Genomic DNA, 18987 nt, shown 5'->3' on the forward strand with positions numbered 1-18987 from the left:
GTCCCCCACCACTCGCAGGCTCGCGGCGGGACCCTGCAGGGGGCCGCTAGTTCTCCGCGACGCCGTCGCGCCAGTAGCCCATGAACGCGACCGCGCGCCGGTCGACGCCGAGGTCGCCGACCAGGTGGCGGCGCAGCTGCTTGACCACGCCCGCCTCCCCGGCCAGCCAGGCGTAGCAGCCGGTGGCCGCACCCGGGTCCTCGGGCACCTCCCACAGCAGCCCGGCGTCGAGGTCGACGTCCTCCGGTGCCGGGGCGGGGGCCGCGGCGATGCCGAGGTCGACGAGTGCGGCGTGCACCGCGGGCACCACCAGCTCGCCGCGGGCGCGGCCCTGGCGGAACAGCCAGTGCACGGTGACGCCCTCGGGCAGCACCAGGTCCTGCGCATCACCCGGCTCGGGCACCTCGAGGACGGCGACGACGCGACGTCCGGGCACCGGCGGCAGGCCCTCCAGGACGGCGCTCACCGCGGGCACCGCCGTCTCGTCGCCGGCCATGAGCAGGCAGGTCGCGGTGGCCGGCGGCGCCCACTCGACGCCCCACGCGCGGCCGCGGCCGGGCCGGTCGGGACCCATCAGCACCATCGGGTCGCCGGGACGCGCCGACGCGGCCCAGGTCGCGGCCGGGCCGGCGTGCCCCTCCCCGACCCCGTGCAGGACGACGTCGAGGTCGACCTCGGCCTGCTCGGGCCGGGCGGCGCGGACGGTGTAGGTGCGCAGCACCGGGCGCCGCTCCTCGGCCAGCGCGCAGTACGCCGGGTACCACTCGCCGCCTGCGGCCTGCAGCCCGGTCAGCGCCGTGGGGTCGGGGGCGAGCACGAGCTTGACCCGCTGGTCGTCACCGGCGACGCCGAAGTCGCCCAGCCGCGGGCCGGTCAGGGTGATGCGCACCGCGCTCGGACCGAGTCGCCGCACGCGGGCGACGACGGTCTCGAAGAACAGCCACTGCGGCAGCTCGGCCACCGCCAACGGCGCCACGGTCGTCGTCACTCCGGTCTCCGCTCTGCCTCGGCACGGTCCGTGCGGACCGTAGGTAAGGCAAGGCTAACCTCTGCGGCACCCTCGGGAGAATGCCCCCGCCCGACTGCGAGGAGACCCTGGTGTCCCGACCACCGCGCCTGATCGGCGCCTCCCTCACCGTGGCGGCGCTGCTCGCCGCCGGCGCCTGCGCCGGCTCGGGCACCGGGTCCGAGGCGGGGGCCGCGACGGGCGAAGCTACTCGCTGCGCGGCGCCATGACACCGGAGGAGATGGCCACCCGGCCGACCTACGAGCTGCTGCCGGCCGCGCAGGCCGGGCAGGTGCGCCCGTGGGAGTACGTCGGCATGGACCACTCCGCGCAGGCCCGCTACACGGAGCGGCTGGCCGGCTGGCTGTCGGACGCGCAGGAGGTCACCTGAGGAAGGACCCCCTCCCCTCCACCCCTCGCAAGCTCGGGGCGGTGCCCTGGAGGGGGCCGGGCGCCGGTGTCTCCGGGAGGGGCGCCGCCGTCTGCGCGGCCGCGGTCGCGCGCGCGGTCTGGGCCAGGGCGATGCCGGTCAGGACGACGAGCCCGCCGGCCACCTGCCAGCCGGTGAGCACCTGCTCGAGCCACAGCCAGGCGACGACGGAGGCGAACACCGGCTCGACGGTGGCCACCAGCCCGGCGGTCGTGGGCGGCAGGTGGCGCAGCGCCGCGATTGAGAGCCAGAACGGCGCGATGGCCCCCAGGACGACGATCCACAGCACCAGCAGCCACAGCGGCAGGGTGAGCTCCCCCAGCGAGACGGGCACCCGCTCGCCGAGCACGGCGGGCTGGAACGGCGTGAACGGCGCGACGACGGCCCAGAAGAGACCGGCGGCCACGAAGGTCCAGGTGGTGAGCGTGACCGGGTCGCGGGTCACCGTCCCCCGCTCGCCCATGAGGTAGTAGGTGGCCAGGCACACCGCCGCGGCGAGGCCGGCGGCGACGCCGAGCGGGTCGAGCGAGCCGCCGCCCTGCCAGACCTGCGCCACGAGGACCAGCCCCGACAGCGACAGCCCGAGCGCCAGCCAGATCCGCGGGCGCACCGGCTCCCGGCGCACGAGGCGCACCCAGAGCGCGATCCCGACCGGCGCGGTCATCTCGAACACCAGCGCGATGCCGACCGGCAGCCGGCCGATGGCCACGAAGTACAGGAACTGGGTCAGCGCCACGCCGACGACGCCGAACGCCGCGAGGAAGGGCACCTCGCGCCAGGTGATCCGCAGCCGCCGCGGCGCCACGACCGCCAGCGCGACCAGCAGCCCGACCGCCGCTCCCGCGCAGCGCAGGGCGGTCAGCCAGGTGGCCGGGACCCCCGCCTGCAGCGCCAGCGTCGAGACGGTGCCGTTGACGGCGAACAGCCCCGCCGCGGCCACGGTGAGCAGGTAGCCGACGGCGGGGCGGCGGGTGTGCGGCACGTCCGCGACTGTAGCGGTCGTCGCGGGTTACGCCACCTACCCGACCGGACCCGGGTGCCGCCGTCGCGCTGTCGGCACCGCCCCGTGGCGTGCGGCCGTCACGGTGCGTTCCCCGGCTCCATCGACAGGACCTCCCAGACGTGCCCGTCGGGGTCGGTGAAGCTCGAGCCGTACATGAACCCCTGGTCCTGCGCCGGCATCCACGTGCCGCCGCCGGCCCCCACCGCCTTCTCGACCATCGCGTCGACCTCCTCGCGGCTGTCACAGGTCAGGGCGTACAGGGCCGCCGTCGCCGTCCGCGGGTCGGCCGTGGCGGTGCCCTCGGGCAGGAAGTCGGCGAACCTGTCGCGGGACAGGAGCTGCAGGTGGATCGCGTCGCTGACGACCACCGAGGCCGACGCGTCGTCGGAGAACTGCTCGTTGATCGAGAAGCCGAGGGCGGTGTAGAAGGCGCGGCTGGCCGCCAGGTCGGTCACCGGCAGGTTCAGGAAGATCATGCGCACGGGGGACTCCCCTTCGTCGGTGGGCCCGCCTCCGGGCCCGTCAGGAGCACAGACGCCCCGGCCGGCGCGAACTCATCGGCGTCGGGGACACCACAGCGCGGGTCCGGGTGGCGGGGACCTCGAGCGGGCACCCTCGGGAGCGTGACCCAGCCCCGCCCGCCGTGGTCGCGGCGCCGCCGCCGGACGCTGGTCGGGCTGGCGCTGGGCGCGGTCGCCGGCGGTCTCGGCGCGCTCGTGCTGCCCGCCCAGTACGGCGTGACCTCGGCGTTCGTCGCCGCCCTCTGCGCCTTCCTCTTCGTCGTCGCGCTGGTCGTGTTCGTCGCCGTCCCGGGTCCGGACACGCTCGGCACGCTGCTGCGGTCGACCCCGCTGGGCGGGGCGGTCCTCGTCGTCGCCGTCCTGCTGTACCTGTCGACGGCCGGCGAGCCGCTGCGCTGGCTGTGGCTGCTGGCCGCGGCCGGCGGCGCCGTCTGGCTGGGGACGGCGCTGTGGCTGGCCCGCCGCGACTGACCTGACCGGCCGCGCCTGCCGGGCCGGCGGCAGACTGCCCGGGTGGACCTGCCCTCCGCCTTCTACGTCCCGGACGGCGACGGCCTCCTCGCCACCGCGCTGACCATCGGGCCCTGGGACCCCCGTCTCCAGCACGCCGGGCCGCCCGCCGCGCTGCTGGCGCGGGAGGCCGAGCGCGCGAGCGGCATCCCCGGCGGGCAGACCGTGCGGCTGGCCTACGACGTCCTCGGGCCGGTGCCGGTGGGACCGGTGCAGGTGGCCGCCCGGGTGCTGCGGCCGGGCCGGCGGATCGAGCTGGTCGAGGCGACGCTCACCGCGGGCGGGCGGCCGGCCATGCGGCTCACCGCCTGGCGGATGCGCTCCGGTGGGGCATCGGCGGTCTCCCCGCCGCGGCGGCACCCCGTCGCGCCGGAGGACGCCGGGCCCACCGAGTTCGGCGTGTTCTCCGAGCCGGTGGCCTACCACCGGGCGCTGGAGTGGCGGCTGGCCTCGGGCTCGCTGGCCGAGCCCGGTCCGGCGGCCACCTGGACCCGCCCGCGGTGCGCGCTGGTGGAGGGCGAGCCGATGACGCCGCTGCAGCACCTGGTGGCGATGTCCGACGCGGCCAGCGGCATCTCCGCCGAGCTGGACTGGGAGCGGGTGACGTTCGCCAACGTCGACCTCGTCGTCGCCCTGTTCCGCCCACCCGCCGGGGAGTGGCTGGCCATGGACGCCACGACGACGCTCGGACCGGCCGGCGTCGGGCAGTGCAGCGCCGACCTCTACGACGCCGACGGGCGGATCGGCCGCTCGGTCGCGTCGCTGTTCGTGGAGCCGCGCTGAGCGTCCTGCCAGGGAGAACCGGTTGGATGGGGCCGACCCGACGAGGACGGAGGAGGTGACCTGCCATGGGACCACTGACCGACCTGCTCGACTGGCTCGCCGGCCGCGGCCTGGAGATCGTGCTGATCGTCCTGGGCTCGGTGCTGCTCGCCCGGTTCACCACCTGGGTGGGCACGCGGATCACCGACCGCATCGACGCCCGCTCGACCGGCGGTGACGTGCTGGTGCGCTCGGAGGCCGCCAAGCACCGCCACTCGCTGACCCAGGTGATCACCTGGTCGCTCATCGTGCTCGTCTACACGGTGGCGGCCTTCTACGTGCTCGAGCGCCTCGGCGTGCCGGTCACCGGGCTGGTGGCGCCGGCCACCGTGCTCGGCGTGGGCCTGGGCTTCGGCGCGCAGCGGATCGTCGGCGACGTGCTGGCCGGTTTCTTCCTCATCACCGAGCGCCAGTACGGGTTCGGCGACGTCGTCTCGATCGCCGTCGTCGGCGGCGGGGACCCGGCCAGCGGCACGGTCGAGGACGTCACGCTGCGCGTCACGCGGCTGCGCTCGGCCGACGGCGAGGTGGTCACCGTGCCGAACGGACAGATCGTCAAGGTCGTCAACCTCTCCCGCGACTGGGCCCGCGCCGTGGTCGACGTCCCGGTGCCGACGACGGCCGACGTCAACCGGGTCAACGAGATCCTCCGCGAGGTCGGCCACGAGGCCTTCACCGACACCGGGCTGCGCCGCCTGCTGCTCGACGAGCCCAGCGTCATGGGAGTGGAGAGCATCGACCTGGAGCAGGTGAACGTGCGCGTGGTGGCCCGGACGCTGCCCGGCCGCCAGTTCGAGGTGGGCCGCGACCTGCGCGAGCGCATCGTGGTGGCCTTCCGCCGGGCCGGGCTCACGCTCACCCCGGCCCCGCCACCCGAACCCGTGGGCGCACCGGCCGGTGGCCGCCCCGGGACGAAGCCGTGACCGTCCCCGGCGCGCCGCGCCCGGACGAGCGCGGCCCCGACAGCCCGGGCGGCGACCCCGCGGCCCGCGGGCGCTTCGGCCTGTCCGGCCGCTCCCGGGTGCCCGGGCACATCGGCCGCGCGCGCACCTCGACCGTGGTCCTGACCCTGCTGTTCCTGGGCCTGGGCCTGCTCTACCTCTACGTCCGCCCGCCGACGCCCGCCGTCCCGGGAGGGACCGTGACGCCCGGGGTCACCACGCCGGCCCCCGCGCCGGCGACGACCCCGGTACCGACGACGACCGCGCCGACCACCGACGACACCCCCGCCACGACGACCGGGCCGACGACCGGACCGACGACCGGGGAGACGACCGGGCCGACGACGACCGACGGCGGGAACCCGACGGACCCGACGCCCGGGGACCCGACGGACGAGGCGCCGGCGACCACCGCGCCCACCACCGCCGACGAGGCGCCGCAGACCCCCGCCGAGCCGGCGCCGACCCCCGGGACCACGCCGACGGGCTGACCCCGCCCCCGCGCGTGGACAGCCGACGTGAACGGCCGTTAACGTCCGGGGCGACCCCCGCACACCCCTGGAGGACGCCATGGCAGCCGACGTCGAGGCCGCCGCGACCGCAGCTCCGGCCGCGCCCGCGTCGCCCCGCGCGCGGCACGAGGCGCTGGTCTCCGACCTGCGCGAACGGCTGCGGCAACGCGCGCTCGGCGGGTCGGCGTCGGCGCGGGCCCGGCACGTCGAGCGCGGCAAGCTGCTCCCCCGCGACCGGGTCGCCCACCTGCTCGACCCCGGCAGCCCCTTCCTCGAGCTGTCACCGCTGGCCGCCGAGGGGATGTACGACGGCGACTCCCCCGGCGCCGGGATCATCACGGGGATCGGCCGGGTGGCCGGCCGGCCGGCCGTGGTCGTCGTCAACGACGCCACGGTCAAGGGCGGCACCTACTACCCGATGACGGTGAAGAAGCACCTGCGCGCGCAGGAGGTGGCCGCCCAGAACCGGCTGCCGTGCGTCTACCTCGTCGACTCCGGCGGCGCGTTCCTCCCCAAGCAGGACGAGGTCTTCCCCGACCGCGACCACTTCGGCCGGATCTTCTTCAACCAGGCCACGATGAGCGCCGCGGGCATCCCGCAGGTGGCCGCCGTCCTCGGCTCCTGCACCGCCGGCGGGGCCTACGTGCCGGCCATGGCCGACGAGTCGGTGATCGTCCGCGAGCAGGGCACGATCTTCCTCGGCGGGCCGCCGCTGGTGAAGGCCGCGACCGGCGAGGTGGTCAGCGCCGAGGACCTCGGTGGCGGCGACCTGCACAGCCGCGTCTCCGGCGTCACCGACCACCTGGCCGACGACGACGAGCACGCGCTGGAGATCGTCCGCCGCATCGTGGGCACGCTCCCGCCGCCCGCCCCGCCGGCCTGGGACGTCGCGGCGCCGCGGGACGCCGTCCGCCCGCAGACCGACCTCTACGACCTCGTGCCGGTCGACTCGCGCACGCCCTACGACGTCCGCGACGTGATCACCACGCTGGTCGACGGCGGGGAGCACCAGGAGTTCAAAGCGCTCTACGGGCCCACCCTGGTGACCACCTTCGCCCGGCTGCACGGGCACCCGGTGGGCATCGTCGCCAACAACGGCGTGCTGTTCGGGGAGTCGGCGCTCAAGGGCGCGCACTTCGTCCAGCTGTGCGACCGACGGCGCATCCCGCTGCTGTTCCTGCAGAACATCAGCGGCTTCATGGTCGGCCGCGACTACGAGGCCGGCGGCATCGCCAAGCACGGCGCCAAGATGGTCACCGCCGTCGCCTGCGCCCGGGTGCCCAAGCTGACCGTGGTGATCGGCGGCTCCTACGGCGCGGGCAACTACTCGATGTGCGGCCGGGCCTACTCCCCCCGCTTCCTGTGGACCTGGCCCAACGCCCGCATCTCGGTGATGGGCGGCGAGCAGGCCGCCTCGGTGCTCGCCACCGTGCGCCGCGACCAGCTGGGCGACGCGTGGAGCGCCGAGGACGAGGAGGCCTTCAAGGAGCCCATCCGCACGCAGTACGAGCAGCAGGGCCACCCCTACTACTCGACGGCGCGGCTGTGGGACGACGGTGTCCTCGACCCCGCCGACACCCGCACCGTCCTCGGCCTGGCGCTGTCAGCCTGCGCCTCGGCCCCCCTCGACGACGTCTCCTACGGCGTCTTCCGGATGTGAGCGCCGTGTTCGGGACCGTCCTCGTCGCCAACCGCGGGGAGATCGCCGTCCGGGTGATCCGCACCCTGCGCCGGCTGGGCATCCGCTCGGTCGCCGTCTACAGCGACGCCGACGCCGGGGCGCCGCACGTGCGCGCGGCCGACGTCGCCGTCCGCCTCGGGCCCGCGCCGGCCGCGCAGAGCTACCTGTCCGTGGAGCGGGTGGTCGAGGCCTGCCGGGCCACCGGCGCGCAGGCCGTGCACCCCGGCTACGGCTTCCTGTCGGAGAACCCGGCACTGGCCGCCGCGCTGGCCGAGGCCGGCGTCGTCTTCGTCGGCCCGCCCACCGAGGCGATCCGGGTGATGGGCGACAAGATCACCGCCAAGAAGACCGTGGCTGCCTCCGGGGTGCCCGTCGTCCCCGGGATCGCCGAGCCCGGTCTCACCGACGACGACCTGGTCGCCGCGGCGCCCGGCATCGGCTTCCCCGTGCTGGTCAAGCCCTCGGCCGGCGGGGGCGGCAAGGGCATGCGGGTGGTCGAGGACCCCGCCGGCCTGCGCGCCGCGCTGGTCAGCGCCCGCCGTGAGGCCGGTGCCGCGTTCGGTGACGACACCCTCTTCCTCGAGCGGTTCGTGCAGCGCCCGCGGCACGTCGAGGTGCAGGTGCTGGCCGACGCGCGCGGCGGCGTCGTGCACCTCGGCGAGCGCGAGTGCAGCCTGCAGCGCCGCCACCAGAAGGTGGTCGAGGAGGCGCCGTCCCCGCTGCTGGACGCCGCCACCCGGGCGCGGATCGGCGAGGCGGCCTGCGCCACGGCCCGCAGCGTCGGCTACACCGGCGCGGGCACCGTGGAGTTCATCGTCTCCGCCGACCGGCCCGACGAGTTCTTCTTCATGGAGATGAACACCCGCCTGCAGGTCGAGCACCCGGTCACCGAGCTGGTCACCGGCCTGGACCTGGTCGAGCAGCAGCTGCGGGTCGCCGCCGGCGAGCCGCTCGGGTTCGGCCAGGCCGACGTGACGACGACCGGGCACGCCGTCGAGGCGCGGGTCTACGCCGAGGACCCCGGTCGCGGCTTCCTGCCCACCGGCGGGCGGGTGCTCGCGCTGGCCGAGCCGGCCGGCCCCGGCGTGCGCGTGGACTCCGGCGTCGCCGCGGGCACCGTCGTCGGCTCCGACTACGACCCGATGCTGGCCAAGGTGGTCGCGCACGGCCCCGACCGCGCCGCCGCGCTGACCGCGCTCGACGCCGCCCTGGCCGGCACCGCCGTCCTGGGGGTGACGACGAACGTCGGGTTCGTGCGGCACCTGCTCGCCGATCCCGACGTGCGGGCCGGGGACCTCGACACCGCGCTGCTCGACCGGGTCGCGGCCGCCTACGCGGCCCCGCCGGTGCCCGAGCTCGCCGTCCTCGCCGCCGCGGCGTCGGTGTGGCTGGGCGCCTGGGCCGCGGCCGACCCTACCGACCCGTGGAGCACGCCCACCGGCTTCCGGCTCGGCGACGCCGCACCCTTCGTCGTCCGGCTCGAGGCCGGCGGGCAGCCGCGCACGGTGACGCTGACCGGCACGCCGGCCGCGGCGCGCGCCACGGTCGACGGCGCCGACGCCGGGCCGCTGTCCTGCACGGCCGAGGACGGCGGCCTCGCGCTGGTCCGCGGCGGCGTGCGGTCCCGCTGCCTGGTCGCCGACGACGGGGACGCGCTGTGGGTGCACGCCGAGGGCGCGACCGCACAGCTGCGCCGGGCCCGCCGCGTGGTGCTCCGGCCCGACACGGCCGCGGCACACCCCCCGGAGCTGACCAGTCCCATGCCCGGCTCGGTGATCGCGGTGCCGGTCACCGACGGGCAGACCGTGGCGGCCGGCGACCCGGTGGTCGTCGTCGAGGCCATGAAGATGGAGCACACGCTGCGCGCCCCGGCCGGCGGCGTCGTCGAGCTGCTCGTGGCCGCCGGCGACCAGGTGGCCCTCGACCAGGTGCTCGCCCGGCTCACCCCCGCCTGAGCACGGCAGACGCAGCGGGAGCCGGTGTCCGCCGGCGTGCCACCATGCGCCCATGAGCAGCGACGTCGCCGTCGACGTGAGCGCCCTGGCGATCAACGTCACGATCCCGGAGGACCTCCGCTGGACGGACACCCGACGCGGCGAGGTGTTCCTGCTGACCACGCTCAACGTCCGGCTCCTCCGGGACGGGCACCTCGCGGCGAAGGCCTACGGCCGGCCGGTCGCCGGCGGTCGCGGCACGTACGTCTCGTTCCCCGTCCCCGACCGGGAGGAGCTCGCCGCCCTGGTGGCCGAGGCCGCCGCCCGGGCTGGGGAGCTGTGGACCGCCCACCGCGGTCTCGGCTGACCCCCCGACCGCCGCCTCACCCCCCGGCTGACCAGCGGGGCAGCGACCTCCTAGGATCGGCGCGGGCTCACGAGAGGCAGCGACAAGCACCTGGCTGGCTGCCCGGCAACCTCTCCTCCGTCTGAGGTGCTCCCAGGGGAAGAGCCGGCCGAGCGGCGCCCGCCGCCCGGCAAGGGCGGAGCACCTGTACGCCGCAGGTCCTCCGGAACGAGAGGAGACGGCGCATGACCGACCCGGAGAGCTGGAGCTTCGAGACCCGGCAGATCCACGCCGGCGCCAGTCCCGACCCGACGACGGGCGCCCGCGCGCTGCCCATCTACGCCACCACGAGCTACCAGTTCCGCGACACCCAGCACGCCGCGGACCTGTTCGCGCTGGCCGAGCTGGGCAACATCTACACGCGGATCATGAACCCGACGCAGGACGCGCTCGAGCAGCGCGTGGCCTCGCTCGAGGGCGGCGTCGCGGCGCTCGCGGTGGCCAGCGGCCAGGCGGCCGAGACGCTGTCGCTGCTCAACGTCGCCGAGGCCGGCAGCCACGTCGTCGCCTCGGCGTCGCTGTACGGCGGCACCTACAACCTGCTGCACCACTCGCTGCCCAAGCTCGGCGTCGAGGTGTCCTTCGTCGAGGACCCCGACGACCCGGGGAACTGGCAGTCGCTGGTCCGCGAGAACACCAAGGCCCTCTACGGGGAGTCGATCGGCAACCCGAAGGGCGACGTCCTCGACATCGGCGCCGTCGCCGAGGTCGCGCACCGCAACGGCGTGCCGCTGATCATCGACAACACCATCGCCACGCCCTACCTGGTGCGCCCGCTCGAGCACGGTGCCGACGTCGTCGTGCACTCGGCGACGAAGTACCTGGGCGGGCACGGCACCGCGATCGCCGGCGTCATCGTCGACGGCGGCACGTTCGACTGGACGTCGGGGAGGTTCCCGGGCTTCACCACGCCGGACCCGACCTACCACGGCGTCGTCTACGCCGACCTGGGTGCGCCGGCCTTCGCCCTCAAGGCCCGGGTGCAGCTGCTGCGCGACCTGGGCCCGGCGATCAGCCCGTTCAACGCCTGGCTGATCGTGCAGGGCATCGAGACCCTGTCGCTGCGCATGGAGCGGCACGTGGCCAACGCCCAGCGGGTCGCCGAGTTCCTCGAGGGGCACGACGAGGTCGAGTCGGTGCACTACGCCGGGCTGCCGTCCTCGCCGTGGCACGCCGCCCAGCAGCGCTACGCCCCGCGCGGCGCCGGCGCGGTGCTCGCCTTCGAGATCCGCGGCGGCATCGAGGCGGGCCGGCGGTTCGTCGAGGGCCTGGAGCTGCACAGCCACGTGGCCAACATCGGTGACGTCCGCAGTCTGGTCATCCACCCGGCGTCGACCACGCACTCGCAGCTGACGCCCGAGGAGCAGCGGACCACGGGCGTCACGCCCGGCCTGGTGCGCCTGGCCGCCGGGCTCGAGGGCATCGACGACATCCTCGCCGACCTCGAGGCGGGGTTCCGGGCCGCCAAGGGCGCGTAGCCAGGACCGAGCTCGCGAGGTCCGCATGAGCAGAGCGTTCCGGGTGCGGGACGTCCCGGCGTCCCGCACCCCGCCGCGCACCGGCGGGTGGCGCGACGGCGACCCCTCGGGGGACCGGCTCTTCCTCGACCTGGACGGACCGGTCCGGCTCGAGCGCGGCGGGGTGCTGCCCGGCGTCCGGGTCGCCTACGAGACCTGGGGCACGCTGGCCCCGGACGGCGGCAACGCGGTGCTCGTCGAGCACGCGCTGACCGGCGACAGCCACGTCACCGGGCCCGCGGGACCCGGCCACCCGACGCCGGGCTGGTGGTCGACGCTGGTCGGGCCGGGGGCGCCGCTGGACACCGACCGGTTCCTCGTCGTCTGCGCGAACGTGCTCGGCGGGTGCCAGGGCACGACCGGCCCGTCGTCGACCGCGCCCGACGGGCGGCCGTGGGGCTCGCGGTTCCCCGAGGTGACCGTGGGCGACCAGGTGCTGGTCGAGGCCGCGCTCGCCGACGCGCTCGGCGTCCGCCGCTGGGCCGCCGTCGTCGGTGGGTCGATGGGCGGGATGCGGGCGCTGGAGTGGGCGGTCGCGCTGCCCGACCGGGTCGACGGGCTGCTCTTCCTCGCCTCCGGCGCGGCCGCGACCGCCGACCAGATCGGCACCCAGACCACCCAGCAGGCCGCCATCCGCGCCGACCCCGCGTGGGCCGGCGGGGACCACCTGCCCGGGCCGGGCCCGGTGGCCGGCCTCGGCGTGGCCCGCCGGATCGCCCACCTCACCTACCGCAGCCCGTTCGAGCTGGAGGAGCGCTTCGGAACGGTGGTGCAGGACGACGGCCGGTTCGCCGTCGCCTCCTACCTCGACCACCACGCCGACAAGCTGGCCGGCCGCTTCGACGCCGGCAGCTACGTGGTGCTCACCGAGGCGATGAACACCTGGGACGTCGGCCGCGGCCGTGGCGGGGTGGAGGCGGCGCTGGCCCGGGTGAGCGCGCGGACCGTCGTCGCCGCGGTGGACAGCGACCGGCTCTACCCGCCGGCGCTGCAGCAGCGGGTGGCCGACGCCCTCGGCGTGCCGCTGCGGGTGGTGTCCTCCCCGTACGGGCACGACGGCTTCCTCGTCGAGGCCGACGCCGTGGGCGCGCTGGTCCGCGAGCTCCTCGGCACCTGAGCCCCCGGTCCCCCGCGAGATCGGCGACGTCGTGGCCACGAGCGCCGGATGGCCACCGGATCGCCGATCTCGCGGGCCGACCGGAGACTGTGCCCCGTGAGCGAGCCCGACGACCTCGACGCCCTGCGGCTGGCCTGCGACCGCGCGCTGACCGGGCACGGCCCCGCGCGCGCCGCCGACCTGCTGGCCACGATCCCCGCCGACACCGATCTGGACCGGTACGGCGCCGGCGGCGTCGTCGCGGAGCTCGAGGCGGAGGTCACGCGGCTGCTGGGGAAGCCGGCCGCCGTGTACCTGCCCAGCGGGACGATGGCCCAGCAGTCGGTGCTGCGGGTGCACGCCGGGCGCAGCGGCCGGCACACCGTGGTCGGCCACCCCGAGTGCCACCTGTTCCGGCACGAGGGCGGTGCCCTGGCGCGGCTGCAGGGCCTCGTCGAGCGCCCGGTCGGCGACCGGCACCGGATGCTGCAGCGCGCCGACCTCGACGCGGTGGCCGAGCCACCGGCGGCGCTGGTGGTCGAGCTGCCGCAGCGCGACCTCGGCGGTCCCCTGCCGCCCTGGGACGACGTCGTCGAGCAGGCCGCGTGGGCGCACGACCGGGGCACCGTCGCGCACCTCGACGGCGCCCGGCTGTGGGAGGCCGCAGCCGGGTACGGCCTCCCGGCGTCCGACGTCGCGGCGCCCTTCGACACCGTCTACGTCAGCTTCTACAAGGGCCTCGGCGCGCTGGCCGGGTGCTGCGTGGCCGGGCCGGCCGACGTCGTCGCCGAGGTGCGGGAGTGGCGCGGGCGGATGGGCGGCACGCTGTTCGGGCTGTGGCCCGGCGCGGCCTCGGCGCTGACCTGCCTGCGCCGCCGGCTGCCGCTGTTCCCCGCCTACCTCGAGCGCGCGCGGGAGGTGGCCGGCGCCGTGCGCGAGCTGCCCGGCGTGCGCGTGGTCCCCGACCCGCCGCAGACGCCGATGCTGCACCTGCTGCTGTCGACCACCCCGGACGCCTTCCGTGCCGCCGCCCGCGCGCTCGCCGAGGAGGGCCTGTGGACCTGGGCGCAGCCGGGAGTCACGGCCGACCCCACCGTGGTGCGCGTGGAGCTCCCCGTGGGCGACGCGACGACGGCGCTGTCCCTGGACGAGATCTGCGCCGCCGTCGCCCGCCTGGTGGGGTGATGCAACGGCCCCCTCGCAGGTACCCGCGCCGAGCGGAGCGAGGTGTGGGGGCGAGGGGGTCCTTCCTCAGTCGGCGGCGTCGCCCGGGATGTGCCCGGCCGGGGGCAGCGGACGGCGCACCACCGGCCGCACCCGCCGCGCCGCGGGCAGCCGCTCGGTGTAGCTGCGCGCGTTGAGCCGGATGTGGGTGAGGTCGTCGTCGGTGGCCTGCCGGATCACCTTCGCCGGGACGCCGGCCACCAGCGACCCGGGCGGCACCTGCGTGCCCTGGGTGACGACGGCCCCGGCGGCCACGATGGACCCCGAGCCGATGTGCGCGCCGTTCATGACCACGCTGCCCATGCCGACCAGGACGTCGTCGTCGACGCGCGCGCCGTGCAGCACCACCCGGTGCCCGACGGTCACCCCGCGGCCGACGACGAGCGGGAAGCCGGGGTCGGAGTGCAGCGTGCTGCCGTCCTGGACGTTGGAGCCCTCACCGATCTCGATGACCTCTGTATCGGCCCGGGCGACCGCGCCGTACCAGATGCTCGAGCGCGGCCCCATGGTCACCGCGCCGACCACCACCGCCGTCGGCGCCACGAAGGCCTCGTCGTCGATGGCCGGCGCGCCGAACTCCAGTTCCGCGATGTAGTTGTCCGCCACGACCCCACCCCAGCACAGCCGCGCACCACCCGCTGGGGGACGCCGGCTCAGCGCACCCGGGGCTGCCAGTCCTGCACGAACTCCTCGGGTCCGAGGACCTCGAGCTGCTCCCGGACGTAGCGCAGCAGGTCCCCGGGGACGACGGGGTCCCCGGCCGGGACGCGCAGCACCTCGGCGCCGTCGTCCCGCCGCCGGACGACGACGTCGCTGACCGAGGGGCCCGGGAGCAGGCCCCACGCCAGCTCGGCGACGAAGGCGGCGGCCACCCGGGCGCGGCGCAGCAGCGGGCCGCCCGGGCGCGGCTCGAGGTCGGCGGTGTAGACGTCCGCGGCCGGGACGTCGTGCTGATCGGGCTCCACGGGTCCACCCTGGCGCACGCGCGGCGGTCGGTCACCCGTCGGGGGTGAAGACGTCCTCGATCCGGCAGCCGAACAGCGCGGCGATGCGGAAGGCCAGCGGCAGGCTGGGGTCGAAGCGGCCCTTCTCCAGCGAGATCACCGTCTGCCGCGAGACGCCCAGCTCCTCGGCCAGCCGGCCCTGCGACCAGCCGCGCTCGGACCGCCGCTCGGCCAGGTCGTTGCGCACCGCGATCTCAGGCCTCGCGCCGGCTCAGCACCGCCATGCGGACCGTGACGTCGGCGAGCGCGACGACGATCAGGGCGGCGAGCACGGAGCCCGCGTCCAGCCGCAGGCCGGTGACCGCCAGGGCCGTCGCGGCCAGTCCCAGGACGACCAGGAGGTCCAGGAAGGAGCCCGACGCGCTGCGCTGCCACCACCCGTGCTCGACGTTCTCCTCCGGGTGGAGAACGGCGTCCGGACCGGCGCTGCCGGAGACGAACAGCAGCCAGCCGAGCCCGTAGGCCGGTCCGAGCGTGCAGGCGGCGAAGACCGTGGTCCGCAGCCAGAACTGGTCGTCGTCCCCGAGGACCCCCGCGAGCAGCCCGAGCCCGGCCGCGACCAGGACACCGGTGACCACGGCGGCGGTGTGACGCAGGGCCACGACGGACCTCCTGACAAGTGGGCTTGACACTCGGTGAGTGCAGCAGGCGGCGGGGCGGGGTGTCAAGGACGCTTCACTCCCGGACCCTGGACGGGGAGCCGCGGCCGGGTCAGGATCGCCCCGTGACGGTCCCGACCGACCTGCCCGTGCTGGCCTTCGCCGACCAGGCCGCGTTCGAGGCGTGGCTGGAGGCCGAGCACGCCACCGCGCCGGGCTGCTACGTGAAGCTGGCCAAGAAGGGTGCCGGGGTGCCGTCGCTGACCCACGCCGAGATGGTCGAGTCGCTGCTGTGCTTCGGCTGGATCGACGGCCGCAGCAACCGCCTCGACGACCACTGGTACCTGATGCGGGTCACGCCGCGCCGGCCGCGCAGCGTGTGGTCGCAGAAGAACGTCACCGCCGTCGAGGCGCTGACCGCGGCCGGCCGGATGCGCCCGGCGGGACTGGCCCAGGTCGAGGCGGCGCGGGCCGACGGCCGGTGGGACCGGGCCTACGCCGGGCCGGCGACCATCACCGTCCCCGACGACCTCACCGCCGCGCTGGCCGCCGAGCCCGCGGCACAGCGGGCCTTCGACGGGCTGGACGGGCGCAACCGCTACGCCGTCCTCCACCGGGTGCACACCGCGGCCACCCCGGCCACGCGCGCCAAGCGCATCGCCGCGCTGGTCACGATGCTGGCGGAGGGCCGCCGGCCGTACTGACGCCGGCCACGGTGGGCCCGCTCGGCCCAGGCGCGCGCGTCCCGCCGGCGCCACAGCAGCACGAGGACGACGCCGGCGACCATGGGTCACGCGGGCACGGACGGCCCCGCTGCGACGCGCCCTCAGGCGACGCGGACCGCGCCCCGGTAGCCGGACTGGTCGACGCTGGTCACCGCGACCGGCTGGCCGAAGGTGCGGGCGTGCACCATCTTGCCGTCGCCGACGTAGATGCCGACGTGGCTGACCGGCGAGTAGAAGTAGACGATGTCGCCGGGCATCAGGTCGGCGCGGGCGACCGGGGTCCCCAGCTGCGACTGGGCGCCGCTGGAGTGCGGCAGTGAGATGCCGGCCGCGGCGTAGGCGTACTGCGTCAGTCCCGAGCAGTCGAAGCCGTCCGGGCCGGACGACCCCCACACGTACGGGTCGCCGATCTGGCCGAGCGCGGTCTGCACGGCGACGGCGGCGGCCGGTCCGGGGGCGGCGGCCACGGCGGCGGCGGCCGACGGCGCGGCCAGCGTGGGCCCGGCCAGCGCGGTGGTGACCACGGTCTGCTCGGCGGCCGAGAGCCGTGCGAAGTCGGCCTCGTAGGCGTCGACCTGCTGCTGCACCTGCGCCTGCTGGTCGTGGAGGGCGGCCAGGGTCGCGCTGGCCTCGGCCGTGGCGGCGTCGGCGGCCGCGCGGGCCTCCTCGGCCGCGGCCTGGGCGGCGGCGACCTCGGTGAGCACGCCCTCGGTGTGGTCGGCGATGAGGTCCAGCGTGGTCATCTGGTCGACCAGGTCGTCGGCGGACGCGCTGCCGAGGAAGGCGGCCACGCGGGACTGGGTGCTCCCGGTGTAGCCGCTCTGCGCGATGGCGCGGATCCGCGGCTCGTACCGCGCCAGCGTCGACTCGGCCTCCTCCGCGGCCCGCTCGGCGTCGGCGGCGACCTGCTGCTGCGCCTGCACGGTGAGCTCGGCCTGGTGCACCTGCTCGTCGAGCGCGGTGAGCTGCCGGCCGGTCTCCTCGACCAGCTGCGCGGCCTCGTCGGCGGTCGAGGGGGCGGCCGACGCGGTGGCGGGGGCGAGCGCCAGGGCGAGCAGGGCGGTGGCGGCGACGACCGCACCTGCCCAGCGGTGGCCCGTCGTCCGGTTGCGGCGCACGTTCCCCGTCCCCCCTGCCGCCGGTGGCGGCTCCCTGTCGGTCCGTACGGACGGTAGGGAGGAGGAAAGCGGAGGGTGATGACGGCGCGCGGGCTCCCCCGGCGGCGGACGGCACACCCGTCACACCCGCCCCAGGGGCGTCAGCCGTCCCGCGACGGCCCGGTCCTGTCGGTGGCGCGTGTCAGTGGCGCCGGTCGGGGGCGAGGGGCACTAGCCGGTCGGCAACCGCGCCGGTGACGAACGAGTAGACGGCCTTGCCGGCGAGGTCGACGACCTGGTCCTGGCGCGACCACGTCCACGGTGGGCTGCCGACGCCGGTGGCGTTCTCCAGGGTCTGGTCGGTGGCCAGCCGGACCGAGGTGTGCCACGCCGAGGCGCGCCAGCCACGCAGCCCGCTGGCCGACCAGATGCCCCGCAGGGCGCCGACGGTGGCGCCGGTGCCCCAGTGCATGAGGTGGTTGATGACCGGCGGGCGCGCCGACCCGGGCAGCCGCCGGCGGGTGGTGAGGGCGATGAGGGTGCGCCCCGGCACGTAGCTGTCCGGCCGCCCCGTCACCTGTTGCTCGGCCTTCTCGGCCAGGGTCATCGCCGCGGTGCCGGCCAGTCCGGCCAGGGCACCGCGCAGAGCCGCTCGTCCCAACATGCCCGGGCCGTACCCGGCCTCCCGCGCGCGAAAGGCGAGGACGCCGACCCCGTCGCGGGGAGGACGGGCGGCCCTCCTGCGGGGTCCCGCCGCGAGCGTGCGAGCAGCGGGGCAGGCGGGTCCGTCAGCCGGCGAGGGGCTCCTCGGCGTCCAGGCCGGCCAGGCGCTGCAGGTCACGGAGGACGCCGGAGAGCTCGTCGGCGGTCCACGGCTCGCAGCAGTCGCAGCCGTCCTCACGGAAGCTGCGCAGGCCCAGCGTGCCGCCGGACTGGTCCTCGTCGATGGCGAGGTGCCCCGCGATCGGGTGGCGGTGGCAGGGGCAGGCGGAGGCGCACAGCCCGATGCCCCACCCGGAGACGACGACCGTGTTGCCGTCGTCCCAGATCCGGCCGACCTGGAAGACGGAGGGCTTCTGGCTGCGGGTCATGAGGCGCTCCCCTCGACGCCCCCGTCCCTGAGGGCCTGCTGCGGTTGCCGGAGAAAGTAATCGGCGAACCGTGTTTGAGCGCGGCAGCCGTGCGGTAACCAAGCGTCTTTTAACGCCGTCGTCACATGCGCCCCAGGCGCCGCGCGGCTCAGACGTCGGTCACGCGCAGCCCGGCGTGCGCCTTGTACCGGCGGTTGACGCTGATCAGGTTGGCGGTCAGCGCCTCCACCTGGTGGGCGTTGCGCAGCCGCCCGGCGTAGACCCCGCGCATGCCCGGCACCAGCCCGGCCAGGGCCTGGACCAGGTCGGTGGCCTCGCGGTCCTCGCCGAGGACCAGGACGTCGGTGTCCACCGTCGTCACCCCGGGGTCCTCGAGCAGGACGGCGCTGACGTGGTGGAACGCGGCCACGACCCGGCTGTCGGGCAGCAGCGCCGCGGCCTGCTCGGCGGCCGAGCCCTCGGGGACGGCGAGGGCGAAGGCGCCCCGCTTGTCGAACCCCAGCGGGTTGACGCAGTCGACGACGACGCGGCCGGCGAGGTCCTCGCGCAGGCCGGCGAGCAGGTCGGCGTGGCCGTCCCAGGGCACCGCGACGACGACGACGTCCCCGGCGCGGGCGGCGCCGCGGTTGTCCGCCCCGGTGACGTCCCCGCCGGTGGCCGCGGCCAGGTCGGACGCGGTGGCCTGCGCGCGCTCCGCGTCGCGGCTGCCGAGGACGACGCGCACGCCGGCCGCGGCGAACCGTCGCGCCAGCCCGCGTCCCTGCGGCCCGGTGCCCCCGAGCACCGCCACGGTGAGCCCCTCGGGCACGGTCGGCTCCGGAGCGGTCGTCGGCTGGGCATCGGTCACGGCTGGTCTCCATCCCGGCGC

24 protein-coding genes and 1 riboswitch are annotated in these 18987 nt (G+C 76.1%); of the genes, 13 read left to right on the plus strand and 11 right to left on the minus strand.

The window, feature by feature from the left end:
• Window positions 1-46 precede the first annotated feature (46 nt).
• Complete coding sequence (locus tag ABQ292_RS05845) at window positions 47-988, minus strand: siderophore-interacting protein (RefSeq protein ID WP_369204194.1); 942 nt, start codon at window positions 986-988, stop codon at window positions 47-49.
• An 80-nt stretch (window positions 989-1068) separates the two neighbouring features.
• On the opposite strand from ABQ292_RS05845, the gene ABQ292_RS05850 reads away from it, so the two are divergent.
• Window positions 1069-1236 (plus strand): hypothetical protein, encoded by a 168-nt coding sequence (locus tag ABQ292_RS05850; RefSeq protein WP_369204196.1) that lies wholly within the window; start codon window positions 1069-1071, stop codon window positions 1234-1236.
• Entirely contained in the window at window positions 1233-1397 is a 165-nt protein-coding gene (locus ABQ292_RS05855) for a hypothetical protein (protein ID WP_369204198.1), read from the plus strand. Before ABQ292_RS05850 ends, ABQ292_RS05855 begins: the two co-directional genes overlap by 4 nt.
• Here the strand turns inward: ABQ292_RS05855 and ABQ292_RS05860 are convergent.
• Entirely contained in the window at window positions 1390-2418 is a 1029-nt protein-coding gene (locus ABQ292_RS05860) for an EamA family transporter (protein ID WP_369204200.1), read from the minus strand. The genes ABQ292_RS05855 and ABQ292_RS05860 overlap by 8 nt on opposite strands.
• Window positions 2419-2516: 98 nt before the next feature.
• Window positions 2517-2915: a VOC family protein gene (locus ABQ292_RS05865; protein ID WP_369204268.1), complete on the minus strand. Its 399-nt coding sequence runs from the start codon at window positions 2913-2915 to the stop codon at window positions 2517-2519.
• A 147-nt stretch (window positions 2916-3062) separates the two neighbouring features.
• Between ABQ292_RS05865 and ABQ292_RS05870 the strand changes: the two genes are divergently transcribed.
• The 10 genes from ABQ292_RS05870 (at window position 3063) to ABQ292_RS05915 (ending at window position 13564) form a co-directional block, all read left to right on the plus strand.
• Window positions 3063-3431 (plus strand): hypothetical protein, encoded by a 369-nt coding sequence (locus tag ABQ292_RS05870; RefSeq protein ID WP_369204202.1) that lies wholly within the window; start codon window positions 3063-3065, stop codon window positions 3429-3431.
• Window positions 3432-3473: 42 nt separating this feature from the next.
• A complete protein-coding gene (locus tag ABQ292_RS05875; protein ID WP_369204204.1) occupies window positions 3474-4253 on the plus strand; it encodes a thioesterase family protein in 780 nt (259 codons plus the stop codon).
• 65 nt (window positions 4254-4318) lie between these two features.
• Entirely contained in the window at window positions 4319-5215 is an 897-nt protein-coding gene (locus tag ABQ292_RS05880; RefSeq protein ID WP_369204206.1) for a mechanosensitive ion channel family protein, read from the plus strand.
• Window positions 5212-5724: an Rv3103c transmembrane domain-containing protein gene (locus tag ABQ292_RS05885; RefSeq protein WP_369204208.1), complete on the plus strand. Its 513-nt coding sequence runs from the start codon at window positions 5212-5214 to the stop codon at window positions 5722-5724. The genes ABQ292_RS05880 and ABQ292_RS05885 overlap by 4 nt, the downstream gene beginning before the upstream one ends.
• A gap of 79 nt (window positions 5725-5803) precedes the next feature.
• Window positions 5804-7405 (plus strand): carboxyl transferase domain-containing protein, encoded by a 1602-nt coding sequence (locus ABQ292_RS05890; protein ID WP_369204210.1) that lies wholly within the window; start codon window positions 5804-5806, stop codon window positions 7403-7405.
• A 5-nt stretch (window positions 7406-7410) separates the two neighbouring features.
• Entirely contained in the window at window positions 7411-9381 is a 1971-nt protein-coding gene (locus ABQ292_RS05895) for an acetyl/propionyl/methylcrotonyl-CoA carboxylase subunit alpha (RefSeq protein ID WP_369204212.1), read from the plus strand.
• A gap of 52 nt (window positions 9382-9433) precedes the next feature.
• Window positions 9434-9727: a hypothetical protein gene (locus tag ABQ292_RS05900; protein WP_369204214.1), complete on the plus strand. Its 294-nt coding sequence runs from the start codon at window positions 9434-9436 to the stop codon at window positions 9725-9727.
• Window positions 9728-9792: 65 nt separating this feature from the next.
• Window positions 9793-9909, plus strand: a riboswitch (SAM riboswitch).
• A 42-nt stretch (window positions 9910-9951) separates the two neighbouring features.
• On the plus strand, window positions 9952-11244 hold the full coding sequence (locus tag ABQ292_RS05905) for a bifunctional o-acetylhomoserine/o-acetylserine sulfhydrylase (RefSeq protein ID WP_369204216.1): 1293 nt from the start codon (window positions 9952-9954) through the stop codon (window positions 11242-11244).
• A 25-nt stretch (window positions 11245-11269) separates the two neighbouring features.
• Entirely contained in the window at window positions 11270-12400 is a 1131-nt protein-coding gene (metX, locus tag ABQ292_RS05910; RefSeq protein WP_369204218.1) for a homoserine O-acetyltransferase MetX, read from the plus strand.
• A 96-nt stretch (window positions 12401-12496) separates the two neighbouring features.
• The gene (locus tag ABQ292_RS05915) at window positions 12497-13564 is read left to right on the plus strand and encodes a threonine aldolase family protein (RefSeq protein ID WP_369204220.1); all 1068 of its coding nucleotides are present in this window, start codon (window positions 12497-12499) and stop codon (window positions 13562-13564) included.
• 66 nt (window positions 13565-13630) lie between these two features.
• Here ABQ292_RS05915 and ABQ292_RS05920 read toward each other — a convergent pair whose 3' ends face one another.
• The 4 genes from ABQ292_RS05920 to ABQ292_RS05935 are packed head-to-tail and all read right to left on the minus strand — an operon-like array spanning window position 13631 to window position 15209.
• Window positions 13631-14209 carry a gamma carbonic anhydrase family protein gene (locus ABQ292_RS05920; RefSeq protein ID WP_369204222.1) on the minus strand — a complete coding sequence of 193 codons (579 nt, stop codon included), beginning with the start codon at window positions 14207-14209 and terminating at the stop codon, window positions 13631-13633.
• 47 nt (window positions 14210-14256) lie between these two features.
• Window positions 14257-14568, minus strand: a complete 312-nt coding sequence (locus ABQ292_RS05925; protein ID WP_369204224.1) for a hypothetical protein — start codon at window positions 14566-14568, stop codon at window positions 14257-14259.
• A 31-nt stretch (window positions 14569-14599) separates the two neighbouring features.
• A complete protein-coding gene (locus tag ABQ292_RS05930; protein WP_369204226.1) occupies window positions 14600-14794 on the minus strand; it encodes a helix-turn-helix transcriptional regulator in 195 nt (64 codons plus the stop codon).
• Between the two features lie 7 nt (window positions 14795-14801).
• A complete protein-coding gene (locus ABQ292_RS05935) occupies window positions 14802-15209 on the minus strand; it encodes a hypothetical protein (RefSeq protein WP_369204228.1) in 408 nt (135 codons plus the stop codon).
• A 122-nt stretch (window positions 15210-15331) separates the two neighbouring features.
• On the opposite strand from ABQ292_RS05935, the gene ABQ292_RS05940 reads away from it, so the two are divergent.
• Window positions 15332-15910, plus strand: coding sequence for a YdeI/OmpD-associated family protein (locus ABQ292_RS05940; protein WP_369204230.1), 579 nt, complete (start codon window positions 15332-15334; stop codon window positions 15908-15910).
• Between the two features lie 122 nt (window positions 15911-16032).
• On the opposite strand, the gene ABQ292_RS05945 is transcribed toward ABQ292_RS05940, so the two are convergent.
• The 4 genes from ABQ292_RS05945 to npdG form a co-directional block, all read right to left on the minus strand.
• The gene (locus tag ABQ292_RS05945) at window positions 16033-17049 is read right to left on the minus strand and encodes a C40 family peptidase (protein ID WP_369204232.1); all 1017 of its coding nucleotides are present in this window, start codon (window positions 17047-17049) and stop codon (window positions 16033-16035) included.
• Window positions 17050-17230: 181 nt separating this feature from the next.
• Window positions 17231-17692, minus strand: coding sequence for a hypothetical protein (locus tag ABQ292_RS05950; protein ID WP_369204234.1), 462 nt, complete (start codon window positions 17690-17692; stop codon window positions 17231-17233).
• Window positions 17693-17816: 124 nt separating this feature from the next.
• Window positions 17817-18119 (minus strand): hypothetical protein, encoded by a 303-nt coding sequence (locus ABQ292_RS05955; protein ID WP_369204236.1) that lies wholly within the window; start codon window positions 18117-18119, stop codon window positions 17817-17819.
• Window positions 18120-18267: 148 nt separating this feature from the next.
• Complete coding sequence (npdG, locus tag ABQ292_RS05960) at window positions 18268-18966, minus strand: NADPH-dependent F420 reductase (RefSeq protein WP_369204238.1); 699 nt, start codon at window positions 18964-18966, stop codon at window positions 18268-18270.
• Window positions 18967-18987 lie beyond the last annotated feature (21 nt).

The organism is Geodermatophilus maliterrae, from assembly GCF_041018925.1.
Taxonomy (GTDB): Bacteria; Actinomycetota; Actinomycetes; order Mycobacteriales; family Geodermatophilaceae; genus Geodermatophilus; species Geodermatophilus maliterrae.

Bases quoted from the DNA above. Each gene is read 5' to 3' on its own strand.
- metX (WP_369204218.1), top strand. From the start codon at position 11,270: ATGAGCAGAGCGTTCCGGGTGCGGGACGTCCCGGCGTCCCGCACCCCG.
- ABQ292_RS05890 (WP_369204210.1), top strand. From the start codon at position 5,804: ATGGCAGCCGACGTCGAGGCCGCCGCGACCGCAGCTCCGGCCGCGCCC.
- ABQ292_RS05950 (WP_369204234.1), bottom strand. From the start codon at position 17,692: ATGTTGGGACGAGCGGCTCTGCGCGGTGCCCTGGCCGGACTGGCCGGC.
- ABQ292_RS05855 (WP_369204198.1), top strand. From the start codon at position 1,233: ATGACACCGGAGGAGATGGCCACCCGGCCGACCTACGAGCTGCTGCCG.
- ABQ292_RS05865 (WP_369204268.1), bottom strand. From the start codon at position 2,915: ATGATCTTCCTGAACCTGCCGGTGACCGACCTGGCGGCCAGCCGCGCC.
- ABQ292_RS05900 (WP_369204214.1), top strand. From the start codon at position 9,434: ATGAGCAGCGACGTCGCCGTCGACGTGAGCGCCCTGGCGATCAACGTC.
- ABQ292_RS05955 (WP_369204236.1), bottom strand. From the start codon at position 18,119: ATGACCCGCAGCCAGAAGCCCTCCGTCTTCCAGGTCGGCCGGATCTGG.
- ABQ292_RS05850 (WP_369204196.1), top strand. From the start codon at position 1,069: ATGCCCCCGCCCGACTGCGAGGAGACCCTGGTGTCCCGACCACCGCGC.
- ABQ292_RS05880 (WP_369204206.1), top strand. From the start codon at position 4,319: ATGGGACCACTGACCGACCTGCTCGACTGGCTCGCCGGCCGCGGCCTG.
- ABQ292_RS05905 (WP_369204216.1), top strand. From the start codon at position 9,952: ATGACCGACCCGGAGAGCTGGAGCTTCGAGACCCGGCAGATCCACGCC.